Source organism: Dyadobacter sp. 32, assembly GCF_902506755.1.
In the GTDB taxonomy this organism is placed as follows: domain Bacteria; phylum Bacteroidota; class Bacteroidia; order Cytophagales; family Spirosomataceae; genus Dyadobacter.
In genome coordinates, this window is record NZ_LR735258.1 from 6746991 (window position 1) to 6768187 (window position 21197).

Annotated in this window: 16 protein-coding genes; 4 read left to right on the plus strand and 12 right to left on the minus strand. The window is 46.7% G+C overall.

The window, feature by feature from the left end:
- Positions 1–44: 44 nt before the first annotated feature.
- On the plus strand, positions 45–1691 hold the full coding sequence (locus DYADSP32_RS27580; protein ID WP_149239745.1) for a hypothetical protein: 1647 nt from the start codon (positions 45–47) through the stop codon (positions 1689–1691).
- Positions 1692–1837: 146 nt separating this feature from the next.
- A complete protein-coding gene (locus DYADSP32_RS27585; RefSeq protein ID WP_149239744.1) occupies positions 1838–3268 on the plus strand; it encodes a phytoene desaturase family protein in 1431 nt (476 codons plus the stop codon).
- Between the two features lie 119 nt (positions 3269–3387).
- Here DYADSP32_RS27585 and msrA read toward each other — a convergent pair whose 3' ends face one another.
- Positions 3388–3879, minus strand: a complete 492-nt coding sequence (msrA, locus tag DYADSP32_RS27590; protein WP_149239743.1) for a peptide-methionine (S)-S-oxide reductase MsrA — start codon at positions 3877–3879, stop codon at positions 3388–3390.
- 386 nt (positions 3880–4265) lie between these two features.
- On the opposite strand from msrA, the gene DYADSP32_RS27595 reads away from it, so the two are divergent.
- Complete coding sequence (locus DYADSP32_RS27595; protein ID WP_414618107.1) at positions 4266–5363, plus strand: glycosyltransferase; 1098 nt, start codon at positions 4266–4268, stop codon at positions 5361–5363.
- On the opposite strand, the gene DYADSP32_RS27600 is transcribed toward DYADSP32_RS27595, so the two are convergent.
- From DYADSP32_RS27600 to DYADSP32_RS27640, 9 genes are all read right to left on the minus strand, one after another.
- Complete coding sequence (locus DYADSP32_RS27600; RefSeq protein WP_149239741.1) at positions 5346–6476, minus strand: glycosyltransferase family protein; 1131 nt, start codon at positions 6474–6476, stop codon at positions 5346–5348. The two genes, DYADSP32_RS27595 and DYADSP32_RS27600, sit on opposite strands and share 18 nt — an antisense overlap.
- A gap of 84 nt (positions 6477–6560) precedes the next feature.
- A complete protein-coding gene (locus tag DYADSP32_RS27605; protein WP_149239740.1) occupies positions 6561–7985 on the minus strand; it encodes a GH1 family beta-glucosidase in 1425 nt (474 codons plus the stop codon).
- A gap of 143 nt (positions 7986–8128) precedes the next feature.
- Complete coding sequence (locus DYADSP32_RS27610) at positions 8129–9421, minus strand: DUF5690 family protein (RefSeq protein WP_149239739.1); 1293 nt, start codon at positions 9419–9421, stop codon at positions 8129–8131.
- A gap of 34 nt (positions 9422–9455) precedes the next feature.
- Entirely contained in the window at positions 9456–10814 is a 1359-nt protein-coding gene (locus DYADSP32_RS27615) for an aspartate aminotransferase family protein (protein ID WP_149239738.1), read from the minus strand.
- A gap of 59 nt (positions 10815–10873) precedes the next feature.
- Positions 10874–12535 carry an alkaline phosphatase family protein gene (locus DYADSP32_RS27620; RefSeq protein WP_414618108.1) on the minus strand — a complete coding sequence of 554 codons (1662 nt, stop codon included), beginning with the start codon at positions 12533–12535 and terminating at the stop codon, positions 10874–10876.
- Positions 12536–12552: 17 nt separating this feature from the next.
- Positions 12553–13905 carry an aspartate aminotransferase family protein gene (locus tag DYADSP32_RS27625; protein ID WP_414618109.1) on the minus strand — a complete coding sequence of 451 codons (1353 nt, stop codon included), beginning with the start codon at positions 13903–13905 and terminating at the stop codon, positions 12553–12555.
- A gap of 124 nt (positions 13906–14029) precedes the next feature.
- Entirely contained in the window at positions 14030–15160 is a 1131-nt protein-coding gene (locus DYADSP32_RS27630) for a TIGR03364 family FAD-dependent oxidoreductase (RefSeq protein WP_149239736.1), read from the minus strand.
- Positions 15153–15899: an HAD-IA family hydrolase gene (locus DYADSP32_RS27635; protein ID WP_149239735.1), complete on the minus strand. Its 747-nt coding sequence runs from the start codon at positions 15897–15899 to the stop codon at positions 15153–15155. The genes DYADSP32_RS27630 and DYADSP32_RS27635 overlap by 8 nt, the downstream gene beginning before the upstream one ends.
- Before the next feature lie 516 nt (positions 15900–16415).
- A complete protein-coding gene (locus tag DYADSP32_RS27640; RefSeq protein ID WP_149239734.1) occupies positions 16416–16994 on the minus strand; it encodes an XRE family transcriptional regulator in 579 nt (192 codons plus the stop codon).
- 478 nt (positions 16995–17472) lie between these two features.
- Between DYADSP32_RS27640 and DYADSP32_RS27645 the strand changes: the two genes are divergently transcribed.
- Positions 17473–18351: a DUF808 domain-containing protein gene (locus tag DYADSP32_RS27645; protein WP_149239733.1), complete on the plus strand. Its 879-nt coding sequence runs from the start codon at positions 17473–17475 to the stop codon at positions 18349–18351.
- A gap of 136 nt (positions 18352–18487) precedes the next feature.
- On the opposite strand, the gene DYADSP32_RS27650 is transcribed toward DYADSP32_RS27645, so the two are convergent.
- Positions 18488–18937, minus strand: coding sequence for an Hsp20/alpha crystallin family protein (locus DYADSP32_RS27650; protein WP_149239732.1), 450 nt, complete (start codon positions 18935–18937; stop codon positions 18488–18490).
- 391 nt (positions 18938–19328) lie between these two features.
- Complete coding sequence (locus DYADSP32_RS27655) at positions 19329–21176, minus strand: chloride channel protein (protein WP_149239731.1); 1848 nt, start codon at positions 21174–21176, stop codon at positions 19329–19331.
- Between the last annotated feature and the right edge of the window lie 21 nt (positions 21177–21197).

Consider the following 21197-nt stretch of genomic DNA (forward strand, 5'->3'; position numbering starts at 1 on the left):
GCCACGCATCTTTTTGACAATAAATGACGACTCAGTCAACGGTTATGACCAAGAAAACACTTCTGCTATTTATTTTCTTAAGCTATTCACTAGCGTCTCTGGCTCAGAAAAGAGGTTCGCTGGAAAATACTGTGATCACCTCCGAAAAAGGTGAAATCCGTGTGCAAACCGGTGAAAATGGGGAGTTAAAAATAAACGTAGAGCCAAAGGATATTACCAAATTTAAAGCGGCCGGGTTGGTCCGGTATGGCGATTTTGGGGCAAAAGGGGATGGGGAAACCGATGACATAGATGCTATCGCCGCCACCCACGCCTTTGCCAACCTGCATGGGCTTCGGGTGAAGGCCGATGACAAAGCCAGGTATTATATCGGTGGCAAGGAGCGAACCGCAGTCATCCGTACCGACACAGATTTTGGAAAAGCGGCTTTCATGATTGACGATACCGAGGTGCAAAATCGCAATGCATCCGTTTTTACGGTCAGTTCAGGTCTCCAATCGTTTAAACTGGAAAAAATAACCTCACTTAAGCGTAACCAGGAAAAAATTGAGGCCCCTCTTCCCGGTCCTTGCCTGATCACGGTTACGAATGCAAACGTAAAGCAATACATCCGGTATGGACTGAATCAGAACAACGGATCTTCGCAGACGGATATTTTTGTGGTCGACAAAAACGGGAATGTGGACATGAAGGCGCCGATCATTTGGGATTTCGACCAGATTACCGACATCACTGCGCTCCCCATTGATGAGAAGGAGCTCAGGATCACCGGCGGACGTTTTACGACCATTGCCAACAAAGCAGAATCAAAGTACACCTATTACAGCCGCAATATTTCGATCCGGCGGTCGCATGTGCTGGTTGAAGGATTAGAGCACCGCATTACCGGCGAAGGCGACCACGGTGCACCCTATGGGGGGTTCATCACGATCGGTGACTGCGCCAATGTCACGGTGAAAAATACCATCCTGACCGGCCACAAGACCTACAGCACCATTGGCGCTGCCAATAAGCCTGTCACGATGGGTACTTACGATTTGTCGGCCAACCGTGCCATTAATGTTTCTTTTGTCAATTGTACACAGACCAACGACATCAACGACAACACGTACTGGGGCATTCTGGGCTCTAATTTTTGTAAAAATATGCTTTATGACCGTTGTGTCTTATCCCGGTTTGATGCCCACCAGGGTGTTGCCAATGCAACCATTCGCAATTCTACACTCGGACACATGGGTATCAATGCGATTGGCAGCGGACTCTTGCTGATAGAGAATTCGACTATCCGCGGAAGGAGTATTGTTAACCTGCGCTCCGACTACGGCAGTACCTGGCAGGGAGAGGTCATTATCCGCAATTGTGTGCTGGTGCCGGCGGGCGGCAAACCCACCAGTCCGGCTTTGATCAGCGGCTCATATTCGGGTCAGCATGATTTTGGCTACACCTGTTACATGCCCGAACGGATCACCATTGAAAACCTCCGCATCGACGATTCCAAACATCCCGAAAACTACAAGGGGCCAGCCATTTTCACCAATTTCAATCCGGAAATGCGTGACGATTCTTACAAGGAAAAATTCCCTTATGTTAAAACAAAGGAGGTTATACTCAGAAATGTGACAACAGCCAGTGGCAAACCACTCAGAACGAGCGATAATCTGTATATGTTTAAGGATGTGCAGGTGAAGTGAGGTAAAAGGTGGATGGATGAAGGGGGGGAAGGGGTGCGGGCGATATTAATCGGGGTTTTGCAGCAAAGGGACTCAAAGCGAGAAAATTTTGCGGATATCACCGTTTCCATTTTCCGGTTAGCCACAGTCGAATTTTGCACAACCAGATGGCCAAAGTAGAATATGACGCGATTGTTGTAGGTTCGGGTCCCAACGGGCTGGCGGCTGCCATCACGCTGAGGCGGGCCGGGCTGTATGTTCTTCTATTGGAAGGAAAGGGCGAGCTCGGTGGTGGTATGCGCTCTGCGGAACTGACACTACCCGGTTTTGTTCATGACGTATGTTCAGCGGTGCACCCCATGGTGACTTTGTCTCCATTTTTTAAGAGTTTGCCACTGACGGATTTTGGACTGGAAATGATCAATCCTGCAATTGCTGCGGCACATCCTTTCGATGATGGCACATCGGGAGTGCTTCACCACTCATTATCAGAAACGGCTGATGCCCTCGGAGCAGACCGCGATGCTTATCTCCGTATCATGGAATCGACGGTGAGGAATCTCCCGAAATTGTTACCGGATCTGCTTGGCCCGTTTCCGTATCCGCGACACCCCATTGCTCTGGCCCAATTTGGTGTAAAGGCACTGACATCAGCGAGCTGGCTCGGAGATCGTTTTGGAACTAAAAAGGCCCGGGGCTTATGGGCAGGCATGGCGGCTCATTCCATGCAACCCCTCACCAACCTGGCGACATCGGCCTTCGGTATGATGCTCATGTCAGCAGCTCACGTGGGTCATTGGCCCATCCCCAAAGGAGGATCACAGTCGATTGCCAACGCATTGGTTTCGTATTTTTTATCCATAGGCGGTCAAATTGAAACAAATCATTTTGTCAGGTCTCTCGACGAGCTGCCAAAGGCGCAAGCTATATTACTGGACGTTACACCGAGACAGCTTCTGGAAATAGCGGGTGATAAGCTAAGTGTAGCCTATGCCAGAAAGCTTCAAAAATACCGGTATGGCATGGGTGTTTTTAAGATAGACTGGGCACTTTGTGAGCCAATCCCATTTGCCAACGCCGATTGTAAAAAAGCCGGTACCGTTCACCTGGGCAACACCCTGGAAGAAATCGAATATTCTGAAAAAATTACGTCGAAGGGCAAGCATTCAGAAAAGCCATTTGTTTTGCTCACACAGCCCAGTGTATTTGACGGTTCCAGAGCACCAGCGGGTAAGCACACGGCATGGGCCTATTGCCATGTGCCCAACGGCTCTCATGAGGATATGACTGCTGCCATTGAAAGTCAGGTGGAGCGGTTTGCTCCCGGATTCAGAGATATTATAATGGCACGAAACACCATGAATACCAGTGAGATGCAAGCATATAATCCCAATTACGTGGGTGGTGACATCAACGGAGGGATCCAGGATATACGGCAGCTTTATACTAGGCCAGTGATGAGCCTATCTCCCTATCGCACCTCGATGAAAGGGATGTATATTTGTTCGTCAGCGACACCTCCCGGTGGTGGCGTTCATGGCATGTGTGGCTATCATGCTGCCAAGCGCGCTTTAAAGGATGTTTTTGGTCAAAAATGATTCATATAGGTTGACCTTATTAATGAAGTAGTTGCGGATTTCAGGGGCCTGGTTTATCCGTATTGGCGACAAAAGAAAAGCGCATTTGGCTGCGCTTTTCTAATTTCAACCAAAGGTGATCAGCCTAGTTTCCAGCTGGGTCGTTCAAAGTGGCAGGTATATCCGCCTGGATTTTTCTGTAAATAGTCCTGGTGCTCTGCTTCGGCATTCCAAAAATCTGTGGCAGGCACCACCTCGGTCACAATTTTGCCAGGCCATACCCCGGATGCTTCCATTTCTGTGATCAGTGTGTTTGCAACGTCACGCTGGGTTTCATCGATGTAGAAAATGGCGGAGCGGTAGGAAGCGCCAATGTCATTTCCCTGCCGGTTACGCGTAGTAGGGTCGTGAATCTGGAAGAAATATTCAAGAAGTGAACGATAGCTTAACTGGGCAGGGTCAAAAACGATCTCGATACCCTCTGCGTGTGTTCCGTGATTCCGATAAGTTGCATGAGGAACATCGCCCCCGGTATATCCAACCACCGTGCTGATAACACCCGGCTGGTGCCTGATCAGTTCTTCTACCCCCCAAAAGCAACCGCCTGCCAAAATGGCTTTTTCAGTACTCATATGGTTTATTTTAATGTGATAAGGTAATAGTACAAATTTTATGCCTTGAATTTAAATTTGGCTTCACTATGTTAACCCCCGGTTGGTTTACAGCATATATGTATGCGGTACCTAATTGACTACACATATAATACTTTGCCAAGCTAAAAATCAGAAAATCTCCTTCTTATCTTTACACCGGGCTGCTCGTGTTTAATTGCTAAATTGTTCGATGGTTCAATTGTTGCGCTTTTTGTGGCTAATGTCTATGGCGTAATTATTTGACTATGAATTCTCGTGGCAGGTCGCCGTTTAAGTACCTGTTACTTTTACACCTGGACACTCGCAAAATCAGTTTCGCCCACAAGTCCGTGAACAGTTTAAGGAGAAGAACGTTGAACAGACCTTTGAAAATACTTTTGTCGCCGTTGGATTGGGGATTGGGCCATGCCACCAGGTGCATACCAATCATCCGGTATTTACTCGAAAAACAATGTGAGGTGACAATCGCTGCTGAAGGTGCTACCGCCTTGCTTTTAAAGGACAATTTCCCCGCGTTAACCATCCTGCCTGTTCAGGGGTATAAAATACGATACAGCTCCAGTGCTTCCCGTTTTACTTTTAAAATACTGATCCAGATCCCCAAAATTTTAAGAGCAATAAAAAATGAAAGGAAATGGCTGTCTAAGGTGCAGGAGCAGTATGGATTCGACCTGGTTATTTCCGATAACCGGTATGGTCTTAAAATAAGTGGGCTCGCGTCGGTCATCATGACCCATCAGTTGCAGATTCAATCGGGTGCAGGTGCTCTGGTGGATCGATTCCTTTTGCGCGCTCATTACCGGATTTTAGAACGGTTTGATCAATGCTGGGTTGTGGATCATGAGGGCCCTAATCACATGGGTGGAAAACTGTCTCATCCCAACCAAAAACCATCCAATGCCCGCTACATAGGACTACTTTCGCAACTGACTTTCCAGTTGCCGAAACCAAACCTGGCAGGAAATGAAGTGCTGATACTCTTGTCGGGGCCCGAACCACAACGAAGCCTGCTTGAGCAGAAAATCCTTTCCCAGATTCCCGAAAATACGTCTTACCGGTATACGGTCGTTGGCGGAAATCCAGCGGGGGGGGTGCCTGAAAAGCTTCCCGCTGGTGTTGAATACTATACGCATCAGGACGCAGCCCAACTCCAGGAATTAATGCTCCGGACAGCTTTGGTCGTGTGCCGGAGTGGTTATTCAACCCTGATGGATCTGGCAGTAATGGGAAAAAAGGCCTTGCTTATCCCTACGCCGGGTCAGTCGGAGCAGGAATATCTGGCCCTCGATTTGTCTAAAAAAGGCATGTTTCTTTCAAAAAACCAAGACGCGCTGGACCTGGAAAAGGATCTTGCAGCTGCTGTAAAATGTTCAGGATTTCCGGCATTTTCCGGCGATTTGCAGCATCAAAAAATGAAAACTTCCGTGGATAAAATACTTGAGGTGTTACCTGGTAACCTCTAATTGGCCTGAGGGGCCAGTCAGAGTAGGTTCTGGGCTGAACTTTTCAATTTGCTCAACAAACATGGCCTCGCCGTTTTTGTACCAGTTTTTAAATTTTTCCGACTGATCCTTGTGATGGGGCAGGTAGGATAGGAGCAGAGATAAATTGAACTTATCACTCCGGATACCTGCGCCGGAAATAACGCCGTCGATGGCGTTACACTGCTGCTCGAAATGGTTGGGTACCGGAACCATCATGACAGGTTTGCCCAGATACATGGCTTCACATACCGACTCAAATCCCGCCGTTGTGACAAGTGCTTTACATGACGATAGCATGTTTAAATATTTGGCACTGTCGATCCGGTGAAAGGTCAGGGTTTCGTCATAATTTAAAACATTTGCTGCATTGGCATTATCCCAAAAGCAGTGCAGTTTGACTTCCGGGTGCTCCTGATGCCATGCAATTATTTCCCGGCTCAGGCTATGATGCGTCATATATACCAGCAAAAAGTCGCCGGTGGTAGGGATCAGTTGAGTCACTTCGCGCCTTAACAGAGGGGGGACAACTTCCATTTTTAGGTTTTGCAATGTTTCGAATCTCCTGAAAGATAAAGCAAGACGTTGAGCGGAAAGCCATGAAGTCGCTTTTGAATTCAGATTGATCAGCATACGGTTCAGGCGATTTTTGTCCGGGAAAGTGAAGCTGGGATGAAGCAGCAAATACTGGTGGGCCACGCAGATCATCGGTATTTTGGACCGGAAAATCACATTATAAATCCCTCCATACGTTTCATAGAAGCTGATAATGAGGTCGGGTTGGATCTCCGTGATGGTTTTGTGAAGATGCCGCAAAGCGCCGATGTAGCGAGGTAAACCCGTGATGAGCGCAGTAAGCGTACGCATCAGGTGCATCCCTTTGCCTTGGGTACTGTAGATGATCTGGGGTGCATTGAAATGATGCACCGGTGCCTGAATCTGTTCTGTAAAAAAGGACGGAATATTACGGTCAACAGCGGTTCCCACGAGAGCTGCGACTACTTCATGGTTTGTTTTTTGCAGTATTTGACGTAATGCAATGGCCTGTGTCAAATGACCGCGGCCTTCTCCCTGAACTAAAAATAAAATCCGCATATCAAAGTGAGTCGTTTTCTCTTCTCACAAATATGATCTTCTATTATTAACTGGGTGTTGCCGTTGGGTTATGGGTTTGTTAAATTATTGTTCCAGAGGGTTTGATTTCGTGAATTGCTGTTTCAAGGTAACAGGCAGGGGCTCAGCATTCAGCAGTCGGGCAAACCACTTCCCTGAATTTTTGATGGTGCGTTTCTGTGTATTGAAGTCCACATGAACAATGCCAAACCTGGCAGCGTAGCCCTCCGCCCACTCGAAATTATCCATCAACGACCAGGCAAAATAGCCTTTTACCTTTACGCCTTCCCGTTTTGCCTGTAACACTTTTTGTAAATATTCCCTGAAAAACTCCAGCCGCTCCTGGTCATCAACTACCCCATCCACGCAGTGATCCTCAAAAAATGCACCATTTTCGGAAATGATAATGTCTCTGATTCCCGAATACGCTGAGAATTGTTTGAGTATTTCCCACATACCGTCGGGAGAAATTTCCCATCCGCTGGCAGTCCGGCGAACACCTCTCTGCACTGGGGTGACTTCCTTTAGCCATAGTACCGGCTTTAAATAGGAATGCCTTACTACGACGGGAAAATAGTTCTGCAGTCCGATGAAATCAAAATCGAACCGCAGCTTTTCACGATCCGCTGGCAGCGCGTATTTTTCGATATTAGACAAAAAAGGAAAGGCGTCCACAGGATATCCCAAGCCGAGAAGGGGTTCAATGAAAAGACGGTTCATCAGTGCATCGGCACGGGCAGCTGCTTTAATATCTCTGGTTTGTTGTGAAAATGGTTCGATGCTGGAACAGGATATGGCCGTACCAATGTAGGCGTTGGGAACATTCTCCCTGATTATTCTACCTCCCTCTGCCTGGCAAAGCGCCAGGTGGTGTACCACAGGCAGGAAATTAAGGATTCCCTTTCTGCCAGGTGCATGCAAGCCCGAAGTGTAACCGAGGCCGGCCACTGCCATGGGTTCGTTCAGGACGATCCAGTTTTTAACACGATCGCCAAATTCGGTGGCGCAAAGCCTGGCGTACTCCCCAAACCAGGTAACGATTTGCCGGTTTTTCCATCCGCCTTGATCTTCCAGCGCCTGAGGCAGATCCCAGTGGTACAAGGTGATCCAGGGTGTAATATTCCTTTCCAGGCATGCATCGATCAGCTTGTTGTAAAAGTCGATGCCTTTCTGATTTTTCTGACCCGCGCCAGAGGGTAATATCCGGGACCAGGATATCGAAAACCGGAATTCTGTGAAGCCAAGTTCCGATACCAGGTCCAGGTCAGTTTGGTATAAATTATAAAAATCACAGCTGATGCTTGCGTGATCTGCGTTTTTGATCTTTCCGGCTCTGGTCGTAAAAGTATCCCAAATGGAGGGGCCTCTGCCGTCTTCAGTTACAGCTCCTTCAACCTGAAAAGATGCCGTAGCTGTTCCCCACCTGAAATCATCGCCAAAGTCACTTTTCGTTATCTCCTGGTTAGCGGCTAAATCTTCTTTTCTTTTCATTCCGGAATCGGACAACATACTTTTGCTGGTACATATCGTTGGACAAAAGTAGCAGATTTCTCATAAGGTGAAGTGCAGGGGTGAGAAGTAGATGTAGAAATTAGGATAAGCTCAGTGCTGAGAAATTGGGTAGATGTACCTTGCTACAATGCCGGGGAGGCTTCGGGAAAGCAGGAGCGCCTGCGGTAACGTTCCAGATAAACGTTGCTCAGGATAAGCAGCACGAGTCCCGTACCAAACTGCAGGTATGTAAAATGCTTGAGGACATTGATCCAGCTGATGTCTTTCATGAAAAACTCTTTATAAAGCAGTAAACCTACACTGCCCAGATAACCAATGCTTTCGCACATGTAAACAAAATAACCCGCATTCGCCTTGATTCTGAAAAGGGCGATCATGCGGTCGAACAGCACACTTTGAAGTACAGTGTAACATAAAAACATGCCCAGTCCAACCAGCAGCATCCAGTAAAAGCCGTCTATCATGTTGGTTTGAAACAAAAACGTAGCCAATCCGGTGATGGTAATGCCGGCGATGAGAATCAGGTTGGTGAGTCGGAAACCGATTAGGTTATCCTTTACAAAGGCAAGATTCCCGATGACAATCAGCACGATGATCCCGGTGATCAGTTCGGTGCTGGAAAGCACACTGCTTTGCCAGTTGGCATCCAGTTCATTCCATATTTCAATGGTGAAATTATCCCTTAAATCGCGCCCTATAACCAGGGTGGCGTAGCAGATAATGAGGCAGATTACCGGTATGCCCAGGTCTTTCATCACACGCTGCTTGTCTGATTTGGACATCGGGTTTCGCTCCGACCTTTGATTGATGTCCTCCAGAGTGGGAGCGGGAATGACGGACAGCATCCATACAAACATCAAAAAAAGCGGTAGAAACAGCAGGCCCATTAAAGCCGGCATCCAGAATTCCGAAACGCCAGGCAACAGTGTATGCACTTCAATATACGTGGTTTTAAGGATACCGGAGGCGACCACTACGCTGATGTTGAGCCCCATGGCCAACATTTCGGTAAATCGCCTTCCCTCGAGAAAGCTGAACACCACCCCGTATACCATTCCCAGTGGCAGCCCATTGATAAACAGGAAAATAAAATTATAGGGAAAAGGGACCAGTCCGAAAAACAATAGTGCTACTTCCGCAATGAGAATAAGGGTAACGATGAGTGTAATCCGGGAGCCGGGCTTTAATTCTGAAATCACCTTGACGCCAACGAATTTAGAAAGCGTATACCCCGCCACCTGGGCGATGATCAGGATGGTTTTGTACCCCACCTCACCCATCTGGAGCCCGGTATACAAGCCCGAGTTGAATGGCTTCCTGAAAGCATACATGCAGAAGTAGGCCCCGAAGGAGGCAATGACAGCCCAGGCAATAAAAAGCGAATTGGATCGGGAAAGTGCCTCTTTGAGTCGCATATTTTAGCTGTTAGATGGTTGCCCTTGAATGTGGTCAATGAGCATGAGAAGCTATTTCAATGGCAGCTTCCAGGATCTTTAATGCCTCGGTGAGCTCTTCCCGGCTGATGATTAAGGGGGGCGACAATTGAATTACATTCCCCTGCGAAACCTTGAAACTCATTCCGTTTTTGAGGCATTCGTACATAACCATTTCGGATTCTTTAACCGCTTTTTCCTTGGTATTGCGGTCTTTGACAAGCTCTACGCCCCAGAGTAAACCTATTCCCCTTACGTCTCCAATTAAGGGGAATTTATCCTTCAGGCCATGTAAAGCTTCTGACATGAAAGCTTCGTCGTCCTGTACCTTTTGCAGTAAATGATGTTGCTCCATGTACTCCAGCATGGCCAGAGCGGCCACACTTCCGAGCGGACTTTTTTCATGCGTAAAATGTCCAAGGGAAATCTCACCCGCTATATTGTACCCCTCACGTGCCACTATGGCCGCCATGGGCATCACACCCCCGCCAAGCCCTTTTCCCAGGCAGATGATATCCGGTTCGATGCCATAATGTTCAAAGGCAAACATCTTACCGGTACGTCCGAAGGCAATGGGGATCTCATCCAGAATTAAAAGTACCTTATGTTTCGTGCAAATTTCTCTCACACGATTCCAATAAGCCTGTGAGGGGATCTGTACATCTGTATTGCGGATGGTTTCAATCATAAACGCACCAATATCACCTTCCTTTTCAATGACATATTCCAGATAATCGGCGTAAGGCAAGTCGCCCTGCTGTGCTGACGCAAACGGCCCGCGGTAGGTCATCGGTGGGGGTATACGTTCCACACCCGGCATGAGCGGTCCCATGTCTTTTCGGAAATCTTGCTCACCTCCAACCGAAATGGCATCCATGGAAGCACCATGGAAGGAGTCCCATAAGGAAATGATCTTGTGCTTTCCGGTTACCACACGGGCCAGCTTAAGAGCCATACTGATTGCGGAAGTACCGCCAGGAGCAAATAGTACCCGGTTGAGGTCACCAGGCAGCAGTTCTCCCAATTTCTTTGCAAGTTCCACCGCGGGCACGTTGGTGAAGCGACGTGGCGAAAACGGAAGGATATCCAGTTGTTCTTTAATCTTACCAATTACAAAAGGATGGCGATAGCCCAGCTGATGCACGTTATTCCCATGAAAATCCATGTAACGTTTGCCGCTGAGGTCGGTCAGGTAAATGCCATCACAGGAAGCCAGCACATCAAGGCATGGTGTAGAGAGTGCCTGGTGCAGAAAATGTTCCGCATCTTCTTTTAAATAAGCCTGTGTATCCGTATCGTTGATCACCGCATACCAGTTACGCCGTGCTTCCGAAAGATTAATATCTCCTTCTGTTCTGTTATGATTTTCTGTCATGGAAGTGCTAAGGGTTGACTATTTCTGCTTCTTGCTACCCGGTCAATCTGTAATCGGGTTTATTTGATAAAGAGCTTGTCGGCTGGTATCAGCTGCTTGGTAAGCCCGGGTCCTTTATAGAATACATCCAGCCAGAAACCACCTCCGTTGTTATAATAGGCCACCCGTATCGGATGCCGGCCGGCAGTAAGTTCAACGGATCCGGCACTTTCCTTCACACCATGGTTTCCGTCGTTATTTACAATTTGTTTTTCGTTGATATACAATTTGCTGCCATCATCCGAAGCCGTGGAAAATGTATACTTGCCTGGCTTGTCGATCACAAGAAAGCCTTCGAATTGCAGGGCAAAGCTGCTATTATCCTGAGGTAGCAGCTTATTCATCTGATCCAGGTCTATGTTGAATTCGGGACTGATCCAGGTTGAAGCCTTTTTCAAATCGCCAAACTGGGGTAGTTTTTGCAAATTTTGGCCGGGATAAAAACTGGTGGACAATCCATTTCCCTGCCCCGATTTAACAACCCTGAAATAGGCTGTCGAGAGCATGCTGGCTGTGCCTTTTTCGTCAAATGATTTTGCCTTGACTACTGTTGTTTGGCTGAGGGTAAACGGTTCACGGTAAACGGGTGAGGTGGGTTGGGGGCTACTTCCATCCAGTGTATACCGTATCACGCCTTTGCTTTCCGAAGAGGCTATTTTAACCGACGGTATTTGATCCACATACAAACCCCCGGCCTGCTGATACAATTTTCGTTCGGGATAAATAATCGGCGCAGGAGTGGTTTTTTCGCCCAGCCATAAATTTGCTGGTTCTGTAAGTCCTTCAAAAGCAGGCTTTGCGGGACGGCCTGTCCAGGCGTAGGGCGGCGTGATATTCAGTGCAAATGCAATGGTAGCGGCCAGGTCGTAGGTGTATACCTGTTGTTGGATCTGGTAGCCTTTTTTAATGCCTTTGCCAAAAAAAACACCTGCAATTTCCGCTTCCTGAGGTGTAGCGCCGCCATGACCGAAGCCTATGCCGCCATGATCTGCCCATAAAATCACCAGGGTATTCTTTTCAATTCCCGCCTCTTTTATCCCTGTAAGAATTTTTCCGATCAGCGAGTCGGTTTTGACAACCGAGGCGTAGTATTCGGCGGTGCCGTGGCCGCCATGGTGACCGGCATGGTCCACGTGGTCAAGGTGCAGGAAGCCCAGCGTGGGCTTTTTTTCTTTGACATAGCGAATGAAATCGGTAGTGGTGCTATCTTCCGTTTTAAAATGCTTGTCGTAATTCATTGCATTTTTTTGAAACAGTCTCCCGAATCCTCCCCAGTGGTATACCGCTCCGATTTCGGCATTGGGTTTCTGCTGGCGTAAAACGCTGAAAATGGTGGGGAAGCGCCCGTCCGACTCCTGTACAATGGGAGGTAAGGTGTGGTCATCAATTTCCCAGTCGTTATCGATAATACCATGCTGTTCGGGGCCGGCGCCCATGATCATGGAGCCCCAGTTCTGGCTACTGGAAGATGTCAGTACCGTACGTACGTTCCACTTCACACTGCCATTGGCAATCATCCCGTCTATCACAGGCGTTTTGGCCTTTTTGATGCCGTCAGGACTCAGGCCATCAATCCCGATGACGATTACATGTTCAATGCCTGAGATGTGTTTGTCCTTATTTTGGCCAAAGGAAAAAGAAGAAACTGAGAAAATGAGAAATGCCGATAGGCCGATCTTCATGGTTAAGGGTTTAGAATTCATAACTGATTTTGCTCAAAAGCCGTTTTTAAGGTCTGGATTATCTGATCACACTCGTCTTTGGTAATAACCAGCGAAGGCCGCATCGTAAGAATATTTCCTTCAATAATTTTCAAAGCCACGCCCTGCCGCATGCAGTCGTACATGATGGTTTCGGCATAATCGGTGGCCCGTTCCTTGGTATGAGGATTCTTAACGAGATCAATGCCCAAGTGTAATCCCTGTCCTGCAATGTTGCCGATCACAGGAAACTGTTCCTTGAGGGCGTGTAACTGATCTTGCAGGTAGGCTCCCAAACGCGCTGAGTTCTCCACAAGATTGTACTTTTCGATGTAGTTAATGGTGGCCAATCCCGCTGTGGAGCAGAGCGGATTTTTCTCATGCGTAAAATGACCTATCGAACGATGTTGCAGAATGTTGTATTTTTCTCTGGTAACAATTCCTGCAAAGGGCATCAGGCCACCTCCAAGTGTTTTTCCAAGAACGAGAACATCCGGTGTAACGTAATGTTCACTGGCAAACCATTTTCCGGTCCTTCCAAATCCTTCAATGATTTCATCGAATATCAGAAGGATCTCGTTTTTATCACATATTTCCCTGATCTGCTGCCAGTAAGATACCGAGGGTACCACGGGAGTTGCGGAAATGGGCTCTGCGATCAGTGCGGCCACATCTGGATGCCGTTTCAATATTATTTTAATCTGCCTCAGGTACAGTTCGTCAATGGCGTCCTGGTCTGTGAGGCCCCAGGGATTGCGGTAGTAATTGGGAAATTCAACATGGAAAGCGCCGGGTACCATGGGTCCCTGGCCGGTAGAAAAGTGTTCTTCACCCCCGACGGTTGAAGCCTGAAAACCATTGCCGTGATAAGAATCCCAATAAGAGATGGTTTTCCATTTGCCGGTTACCTGTTTGGCGAGTGAAAGGGCCATTTCTATTGCCTCCGAACCGCCGGGGCAGAAGAGTACCCTGGTCAATTCGGGTGGGGTAATCTGGATCAGTTTTTTGGCCAGCTCTATTGCAGGAATATTGGTGTATCTGCGGGGGGTAAATGCAAGATGTTCCTGTAATGTCTTTATCACGGCCTCAATTACCTCCGGATTTGAAAAACCGGCGTTGTGTACCCCATTACCGTGCAGATCCAGATACCTGTTTCCGGAAAGATCCTCAATGTAAGCGCCTTCCGTTTTTGTCAGAACGTTCATCACCGGGGTCGATAGGGCCTGATGAAGAAAATAGCGCGCATCATCTGCAATCAATGCCAGGGTTGCATCATCATGTCCATTTACATAGTCTGCATGAAGCGGGCTTACATTATTATCCCCTTGTTCCTTTGAAACCTCCCTTTTCATAGAAATTGTTTTAGTTGTGTTCGGATAAAATGTGGCTGTCAGGCCTGGCCTGGCTAAACGCTTCCCTGTTGTTGCCGAAAATAGGGGAAGTTCAAAGATGGCAGGCCGGCATGACGGAAGGGCATCAGACAGACTGGTAAACTCCGCCCACGACCTCGTCGCAAAGGCCAAAGGATAAGGTCATTCCATTTCCTCCCAGTCCATTGATGATGGTTACGCCCTCTTCGGGCTTTAGTACTATCTCCGTGCTTCCATCGGTGAGCTTGGGGTAGATTCCGTGCCAGGTTTGCGATATTTTTGGCGATTTGAACTGCGCAAAAGTATCCAGATAGTCCAGGATCATTTTGTTGATAAACTCCCTGTCGAAAGGATCAAACGTAAGCGCATATTCGTGGGAATCGCCGACGGTAATCTCTCCCAGTCCGTTCTGCGAAGCCATCACATGAATGCCCCATTTCAGGTATTCGCCGTATTGCGCCTCATAACGTGCCTTCAGCTGCGGTAATGCTGCTGCTGCCTTGAAGCCAGGGTAGTGTATCAGTGACAGCCCGCCACATAAAGCCGGACCTATTTTCCAGTTGTCGGGCTGAGCTTCCAGGCGGAGCATCTGTAATTTACACTTGGTGAGCGGAGCCGCCGAAAACTGATCGGGATATAGTGTTTCGAAATCCTGACCGCTGCAAACATAAATTTCATCGGCCGCCCACTGCTTCCCGCCGCCATAAACAGTCGGGTAGTTCACATCATGCACAGCGGTGTCCCACACAAAATCAACTCCGTATTTTTCTGTCAGGTAGCCTGGAATAGCTGCAATTGCTTCACGCGGATCTACGATCATCTCGTCTTCCGAAAACAGCGATCCCAGCATGCTGTTCGGATTTACAGCCGGAGATTTATCAAGTGTCTGCTGCCTTGAAAGAAACCGGACCGGCCGATAGCTGCTCACATCCACAACCTGCCGCAGCACTTCCTCTTCATCCTTTTCATAGGCAACGTGCAGACTTCCTCCTTCATAAAACCAGCATTGGGCACCGGTTAAAACTTCTTTCCAGATGCTTTTGGCATGTAAGGCCCGGTTGTACAGCGTTCCCTCCGGCTGGCCAATGGGCCACACCATTCCGAAATTGCGGATGGAAGCGCCCACTGCCTTAGTCGACCTTTCGATGACGGTAACCTTATAATTTCTGGTGGCCAATGCCCGGGCTGTAGCCAGCCCCACTATGCCCGCACCAATCACAATTGCCGACCTACTCATTGTCTGTCACCGGGTTTAAATTATTGTCAATTGCTGTTTTATGCGACGTATGGGCGCCGTCATTGAGTACGATATTCAATACTTCTGCAATATCGTCTACAACATGCGTGGGCGCATAGGGTAATAGCTCCTCCCGCGTAAACGCACCCGTGGTGATACCGATTACGTACCTGCATCCGGCATTGATTCCCTCATTGATATCCACTTCTGTATCACCCACTTTTGCTACACTTTCTGGTGATTCGATGTTTAATTTTTTCATCATCTTCAGAATCATGTCAGGATGTGGGCGGCCCTGGGCTACTTCGTCGCTTGCTACCAGATAGTCAATCTTATTTGACCATTTTAGTCTGTCGATGATCACATCGGCGATATTTCTGGAAAAGCCGGTATTTAACGCGATCTGTATGCCATTTTCACGAAGCACGGCAAATGTTTCCTCTACATGCGGTAATGGTTCTATTTCTGTGGTCGTTTGGTAAAACGCCATCATTCTGGTCACAAATTCGGTGTGAATGTCGTGTACGAGACCATCTGTGATCTTATCTTTGTCCACTTCATGCGCCTTCAGCATCATTCTGATAGCCAGAGGTTTTTCATAACCCATAATGGGATTGATTTCTCCGATAGCAACTTCATAACCGTATGACTTCATTGCCTCATGAAAGGCAATCCCAACGTAATTTCTGTCCTTGACAGTTGTACCTGCCATATCAAACACAACCAACTTTATTGACATCTTTTTTAACTTATAATTGGTGAACAAATACTTAACTTTTTATTTAAAACATTTCATTTTTCAGTGCCGTACTTTCCACTGCATCTTGCCCCGGGTACGAGCCTGATTTCTGTAAAGTAGTGTGTGGGCACTTAAAAGGGTATTTTGTCAAGAATAACTTAACTTTTGTTGCGAAACGATGCCTTGTCGCTACAAAAATAGGAAGGAACAAGGTAAATGATATTACGAATATGTTAATTAATACTTAACAAATCAAGGTTTTTTTGTGTTTGGCTTGAAAAAAACGGGACGTGTCAGGCGCCTGTACTAATCGGCGTCTTAGAGGAAAATAAAAGAAGGCGCCCGACAGGGACGGAGGCGCTCTTTTGTGTCTCTAAAAGTGGAAGGGTTGGTGTCCGTTCTTCATGAATTTGGCGGATTTTACGATGGGTATTGAATTCAGCAATTGATCCTGATCATTTCCCGTTTTCCGCTTATCTTATATGAACGCTCATGAGAGGGATTAAAGGTCGACCGTCAAACCGCTTCATTGAAGAAGTATATCACCAGCATCGTGGTTTCGTCTCCATCTATACATTTGGGATTGTGCAGTTCATTGGCGTCAAAAAACATGGAGTCGCCCTGGTGGAGCACATATTTATTTTTACCGACGGTATATTCTACGGAGCCTTGCAATACGTATTTGAATTCATAGGCATTGGTGCGCACCATCGGCCGTTTAGCGTCCTTTTTCAGCCGAAGCAATACCACATCTACATGGTGATCGTTGAATCGTTTGCTGAATATTCTGTGATAAAAAAAACCTGAAGCGTTTTCCTTTGTAAATGGCTGATAATCTTCCTGTCGCCGGATGATCACGTTCTGGCCGGGAGCCTTTGAAATAAAATCTTTAAAAAAAACATTCAAATCAATGTCCAATGCCTGGATCAGACCCAGCATGACGGGAAGCGACGGAATGGTACGGCTGTTTTCAATCTGAGAAATAAGACTTTTGGTTACCCCGGCTTCGTCGGCGATCTCCTGTAGTGTGAGACCTTTGTCTTTTCTGACTTCTTTTAGCTTATTACTGATTTGAAAAAGAATATCTTCTTGCATACTTAAAATAGTGAACGTAAAATGTCAGGTTGCAAAACGGCGACACAAGTTAGGGCATAATTTCCATATATGACAACCGGCAGGTACAGCATGCCCGGGAAGCACGATTGGTTATATCGCCCTTACAGCCCAAATTTGTTTTCAAGATGTACATCAGGGCTAAATACTTGCAGGCCAACACACTCACGCGCTACCCCCCGCCTTGACGTGTAGTTAAAAACGAATGTTCAGACCATCGGCAAAGTTTATTGGAATAGCCTAACGTATCTTTTTTGAGCGTTAATGGTCTCCTGATCTGTAACCTTTTAAGTGTCTTTTGGGGGTTTGTAAATTTATAGTTCAGGTGCATAAAGTTCCTGGCTGGTACGTTAGTGTGCAATCGGTTTATTACCTTCATGGCAAAAATATTAACACGGGTCGCTCCTGACTGGCTTGTTGGAGCGATTTTTATATGAATTCCCTACAACTAAAATAAAATATGGCATCCGGATTTTTCGCAATTTTAGACGATATCGCTTTCTTAATGGACGACGTTGCTTTGGCAACAAAAGTGGCAACACGCAAAACTGCAGGTATTCTGGGTGATGATCTCGCCGTTAATGCCGAAAAAGCCACGGGTTTTTTATCCAACAGGGAAATACCTGTATTGTGGGCTATCACAAAAGGTTCGTTTCTTAACAAACTCATCATTGTTCCCCTTGCGTTACTTTTAAATGTGTTTTTGCCGGCCGCGATCAAATTTATTCTCATTTTGGGCGGTTTGTATCTGGCCTATGAAGGTGTTGAAAAAATAGTTGAGTATTTTTTTCATCCCAAAAAAGAAGCGCATATCGTTGAAGTTGTGGAGCAGACAGAAGATGTGGCTGCGCATTTGGATAATGAAAAGGTTAAAGTAAAGTCTGCCGTAACCACTGATTTTATTCTGTCACTGGAAATTGTAATTATTGCATTGGGAAGTGTTGCGGAGCAGACGATGGCCATTCAGATCATGACGGTTTCTGCGGTTGCATTACTGGCAACAGTCGGAGTTTACGGAATCGTAGCCCTTATCGTAAGAATGGATGATGCGGGCTACCGGTTGATTAAAAAATCAGACGGTAAGGGATTCTTTTCACAACTCGGTCATTTATTGGTGAAGGGGCTTCCTGTCATCATCAAAATTTTGGCGGTGGTCGGGACGATTGCTTTGATCCTGGTTTCAGGAGGGATTTTTGTGCATAACATCGCCTACTTCCATCATCTTTTCCCGAATATTCCCTCTATTGTAAAGGAATTTGGAATAGGTTTGGTTGTTGGTCTGGTGGTTTTATTGCTTTTTACCGGGTTGAAGAAGCTATATTCTCTGGTTAAAAATTAATAGTAATCGGGCACCCTGGTTCTTTGCGTAGGCGGTTGGTGTACATTGATTTAACCATATCTTTACCAATATCAGCTATCAATAGCTTCGGTTTACAGCAAAAATGAGGGCCTGCTAATCTGCAAGCCCTCATTTTTTAGTTTATTTCAATGAGCCTGGGTGCTCTTTGTTTTACTTCTTCTTTTTTGGGTATGATCAGGTGCAGTACGCCATTTTCATAACGGGCAGCAATGCCTTCGTCGTTAACAACGTCTCTTGGTAGGAGGAATGTTCTGTGAAATGACTGGTAGCTGAATTCTCTCCGTGTGTAATTTCCTGCATGCTCCTGTTCACTTTGCTCTTTCTGAGATGAAATGGTGAGCGTATTGTTTTCGAGCTGAATTTTGAAATCCTGCTTCTCCATTCCCGGAGCGGCTACTTCCACTTCAAAGTTATCGGGCGATTCAAGAATGTTGACCGCAGGAACGGTCGTTTGTGTACTGGAAAAATGACTGTTGTCCCAATTAAAAAGTTCGCGGCCAATGAAATCGTTGACCAGCGCAGGGATCGCAGAAACGGGATTTCGTCTGTTTTTGATCAGTGACATGACTTTAAATTTTAAAGGTTAACAATAATTTCGATTCAGATACCCTGGGCATCTCTGAATAGACATTAGCAAGTCCTGTACCAGAAATGCCCGACCCTGGATGGATAAAATAAAAGGTGATTAATCTCTGACATATTGACAAGATGCGCCCCATGTCAGGCCATTTTTGCCGTAAATTATTTATTCAGAAGCTGACAATTTTTCAAAGTAAATGGCAGCAGTTGGGAAGGTATCGCTCTTTCACACTGTGTTTTAAACAAAGTTGGTTTGATCAGAAAGATCCTGGTTACGATGTTCGCTTTATGTATTTCACAAGGTAACAAAGCAGAGGCTAAACATTTGTGGATTGATAAATTGCTGTACCGGCAACGCCTGCTGGTGGCCTTTACGGTTACCCCGATTGCTCCTGCAGGATCCGGCGATAACTATTCAGGATGCTCGACTTTGAAATGAATCCCGCAAATTTCCCGGAAGCGCCAATTACAGGTAAGTTCCATGCACCCGTTTCATCGAATTTCCGAACGACGTCGATTACCAACGAATGCTCATTTACCATTACATCGGGTGTTTTTGAAAGACTTTTTACCGTTAAGGTTCCTTCAAGTTCCCTGTTGAACAGCAGGGGGCGTACTTCGCCCAAGTCGATCACACCCACCAGGTTCATTGCATCGTTCAAAACGGCAATGTGATTTCTTTTGCCATGCTTCAATATTTCCAGAAGATCAGTGAACGGCGCATTTTCATTGATCTTCTGCACTTCCTTGTCCACCAACTCGGCAGTATTAAGCAAAGACAGTAAATTTTTGTCAAATTCTTTTGTGAAAATCTGCCCCTGTTCCGCCAGTTTCTCCAGATCCGGAGAAATAGGTGAGAACCATTTCACCATTAAAAATGAAATGACCGAAACGATCATCAAGGGAATAAAAAGATCGTAACCAGAGCTGGACTCAGCAATCAGAAAAATGGCGGTTAAGGGTGCATATAACACACCGCTCATCACGCCGGCCATGCCTACGATGATCAGGTTGGTCATGGGTACGTCGGTTATGCCGATTTTGATACACAATAAGGCAAAAACGTATCCAAGGGAGCCGCCGGCAAAGAGTGAAGGCGCAAAGTTGCCCCCGTTGCCACCGCTGTGAATGGTAATGGAAGTAGCAAAGGCCTTGAAAAGACATATCACGGCGATAAAAAGGATGACCACCCAATCGCGGTAGGCAATGAATCGAAAAAAGCTGTTGCCGATCACCTGCTGCACTTCTCCGTTGGTAAAGGATTTGATGGCGTCGTAACCTTCACCGAACAGGGGAGGATAGAGCACGCAGAGCAGCGACAACAGCGTACCTCCCAGCATGGCCTTCTGCAGCCTTGAAATTTTTAAAGAATGAAAAAAGCCTTCTATATACCGGGTGATAACAAGAAAATACCTGGCGTAAAGACCGCAAAGAATGGCCAGTAGAAAATAGTATGGCAGGTTGTGGTAATCAAAGGCATCCCGTGTATGGAAAAGAAATAGCACGTCCTCCTGTAACAGGATTCGGGATATGAGACTACCGCATACGGCTGCCACCACAAGCGGAATGAAATCGGAAAATACTACGCCGGTAAGCAGGATTTCGATGGCGAACATGACACCTGCAATAGGCGCATTGAAGGCTGCGGCAATGCCCGCTGTGGCTCCCGAGGCAAGCAGCAGGGTGCGCTCTTTGTAATTGAGCTTGTAGGTCTGGGCAAAATTGGATCCAATCGCTGCGCCGGTTACAGCTATTGGGCTCTCAAGTCCTGCCGAACCACCCAGCCCGACCGTCACGGCACTCTGTATAATTTGCGAATACATTTTCACCCTGGACACATTGCTGGAGTTCCTGGCGATTTCATACAGGATCACGGGTATGCCTTTCTTGTCCTGTCCGTTGAAGACGTATTTGACAATGAGGGCCGTGATAACGATACCTGAAAAAGGAAAAAGTAAATAGAACCACACCTGCTGCTCAAAATGAACTTTTGAGGTGATCACATAGTGGATATAGTGGACGAGTGATTTAAGGATCACCCCTGCAAAACCAGCGGTACATCCTACCAAAATCCCGGAAAGTATCAAAAACTGACTTCTGGTAAGGATACTTTTGAGCCAGAAAATGACGATTTCATAACTTTTGAATTTGTCAATTCCATAGCGCGTAAAATTGCGCCTGAATTTTAAGAAACTGTAATATTTTTTAATACTGCTATTCCTCACTTTGCATCTTTTAACATCAGT

What these genes read in the sequence shown, in the direction of transcription:
- DYADSP32_RS27580 (WP_149239745.1), top strand. Translation starts at nt 45, where the DNA reads ATGACCAAGAAAACACTTCTGCTATTTATTTTCTTAAGCTATTCACTA.
- DYADSP32_RS27585 (WP_149239744.1), top strand. Translation starts at nt 1,838, where the DNA reads ATGGCCAAAGTAGAATATGACGCGATTGTTGTAGGTTCGGGTCCCAAC.
- msrA (WP_149239743.1), bottom strand. Translation starts at nt 3,879, where the DNA reads ATGAGTACTGAAAAAGCCATTTTGGCAGGCGGTTGCTTTTGGGGGGTA.
- DYADSP32_RS27600 (WP_149239741.1), bottom strand. Translation starts at nt 6,476, where the DNA reads ATGCGGATTTTATTTTTAGTTCAGGGAGAAGGCCGCGGTCATTTGACA.
- DYADSP32_RS27605 (WP_149239740.1), bottom strand. Translation starts at nt 7,985, where the DNA reads ATGAAAAGAAAAGAAGATTTAGCCGCTAACCAGGAGATAACGAAAAGT.
- DYADSP32_RS27610 (WP_149239739.1), bottom strand. Translation starts at nt 9,421, where the DNA reads ATGCGACTCAAAGAGGCACTTTCCCGATCCAATTCGCTTTTTATTGCC.
- DYADSP32_RS27615 (WP_149239738.1), bottom strand. Translation starts at nt 10,814, where the DNA reads ATGACAGAAAATCATAACAGAACAGAAGGAGATATTAATCTTTCGGAA.
- DYADSP32_RS27620 (WP_414618108.1), bottom strand. Translation starts at nt 12,535, where the DNA reads ATGAAGATCGGCCTATCGGCATTTCTCATTTTCTCAGTTTCTTCTTTT.
- DYADSP32_RS27625 (WP_414618109.1), bottom strand. Translation starts at nt 13,905, where the DNA reads ATGAAAAGGGAGGTTTCAAAGGAACAAGGGGATAATAATGTAAGCCCG.
- DYADSP32_RS27630 (WP_149239736.1), bottom strand. Translation starts at nt 15,160, where the DNA reads ATGAGTAGGTCGGCAATTGTGATTGGTGCGGGCATAGTGGGGCTGGCT.
- DYADSP32_RS27635 (WP_149239735.1), bottom strand. Translation starts at nt 15,899, where the DNA reads ATGTCAATAAAGTTGGTTGTGTTTGATATGGCAGGTACAACTGTCAAG.
- DYADSP32_RS27640 (WP_149239734.1), bottom strand. Translation starts at nt 16,994, where the DNA reads ATGCAAGAAGATATTCTTTTTCAAATCAGTAATAAGCTAAAAGAAGTC.
- DYADSP32_RS27645 (WP_149239733.1), top strand. Translation starts at nt 17,473, where the DNA reads ATGGCATCCGGATTTTTCGCAATTTTAGACGATATCGCTTTCTTAATG.
- DYADSP32_RS27650 (WP_149239732.1), bottom strand. Translation starts at nt 18,937, where the DNA reads ATGTCACTGATCAAAAACAGACGAAATCCCGTTTCTGCGATCCCTGCG.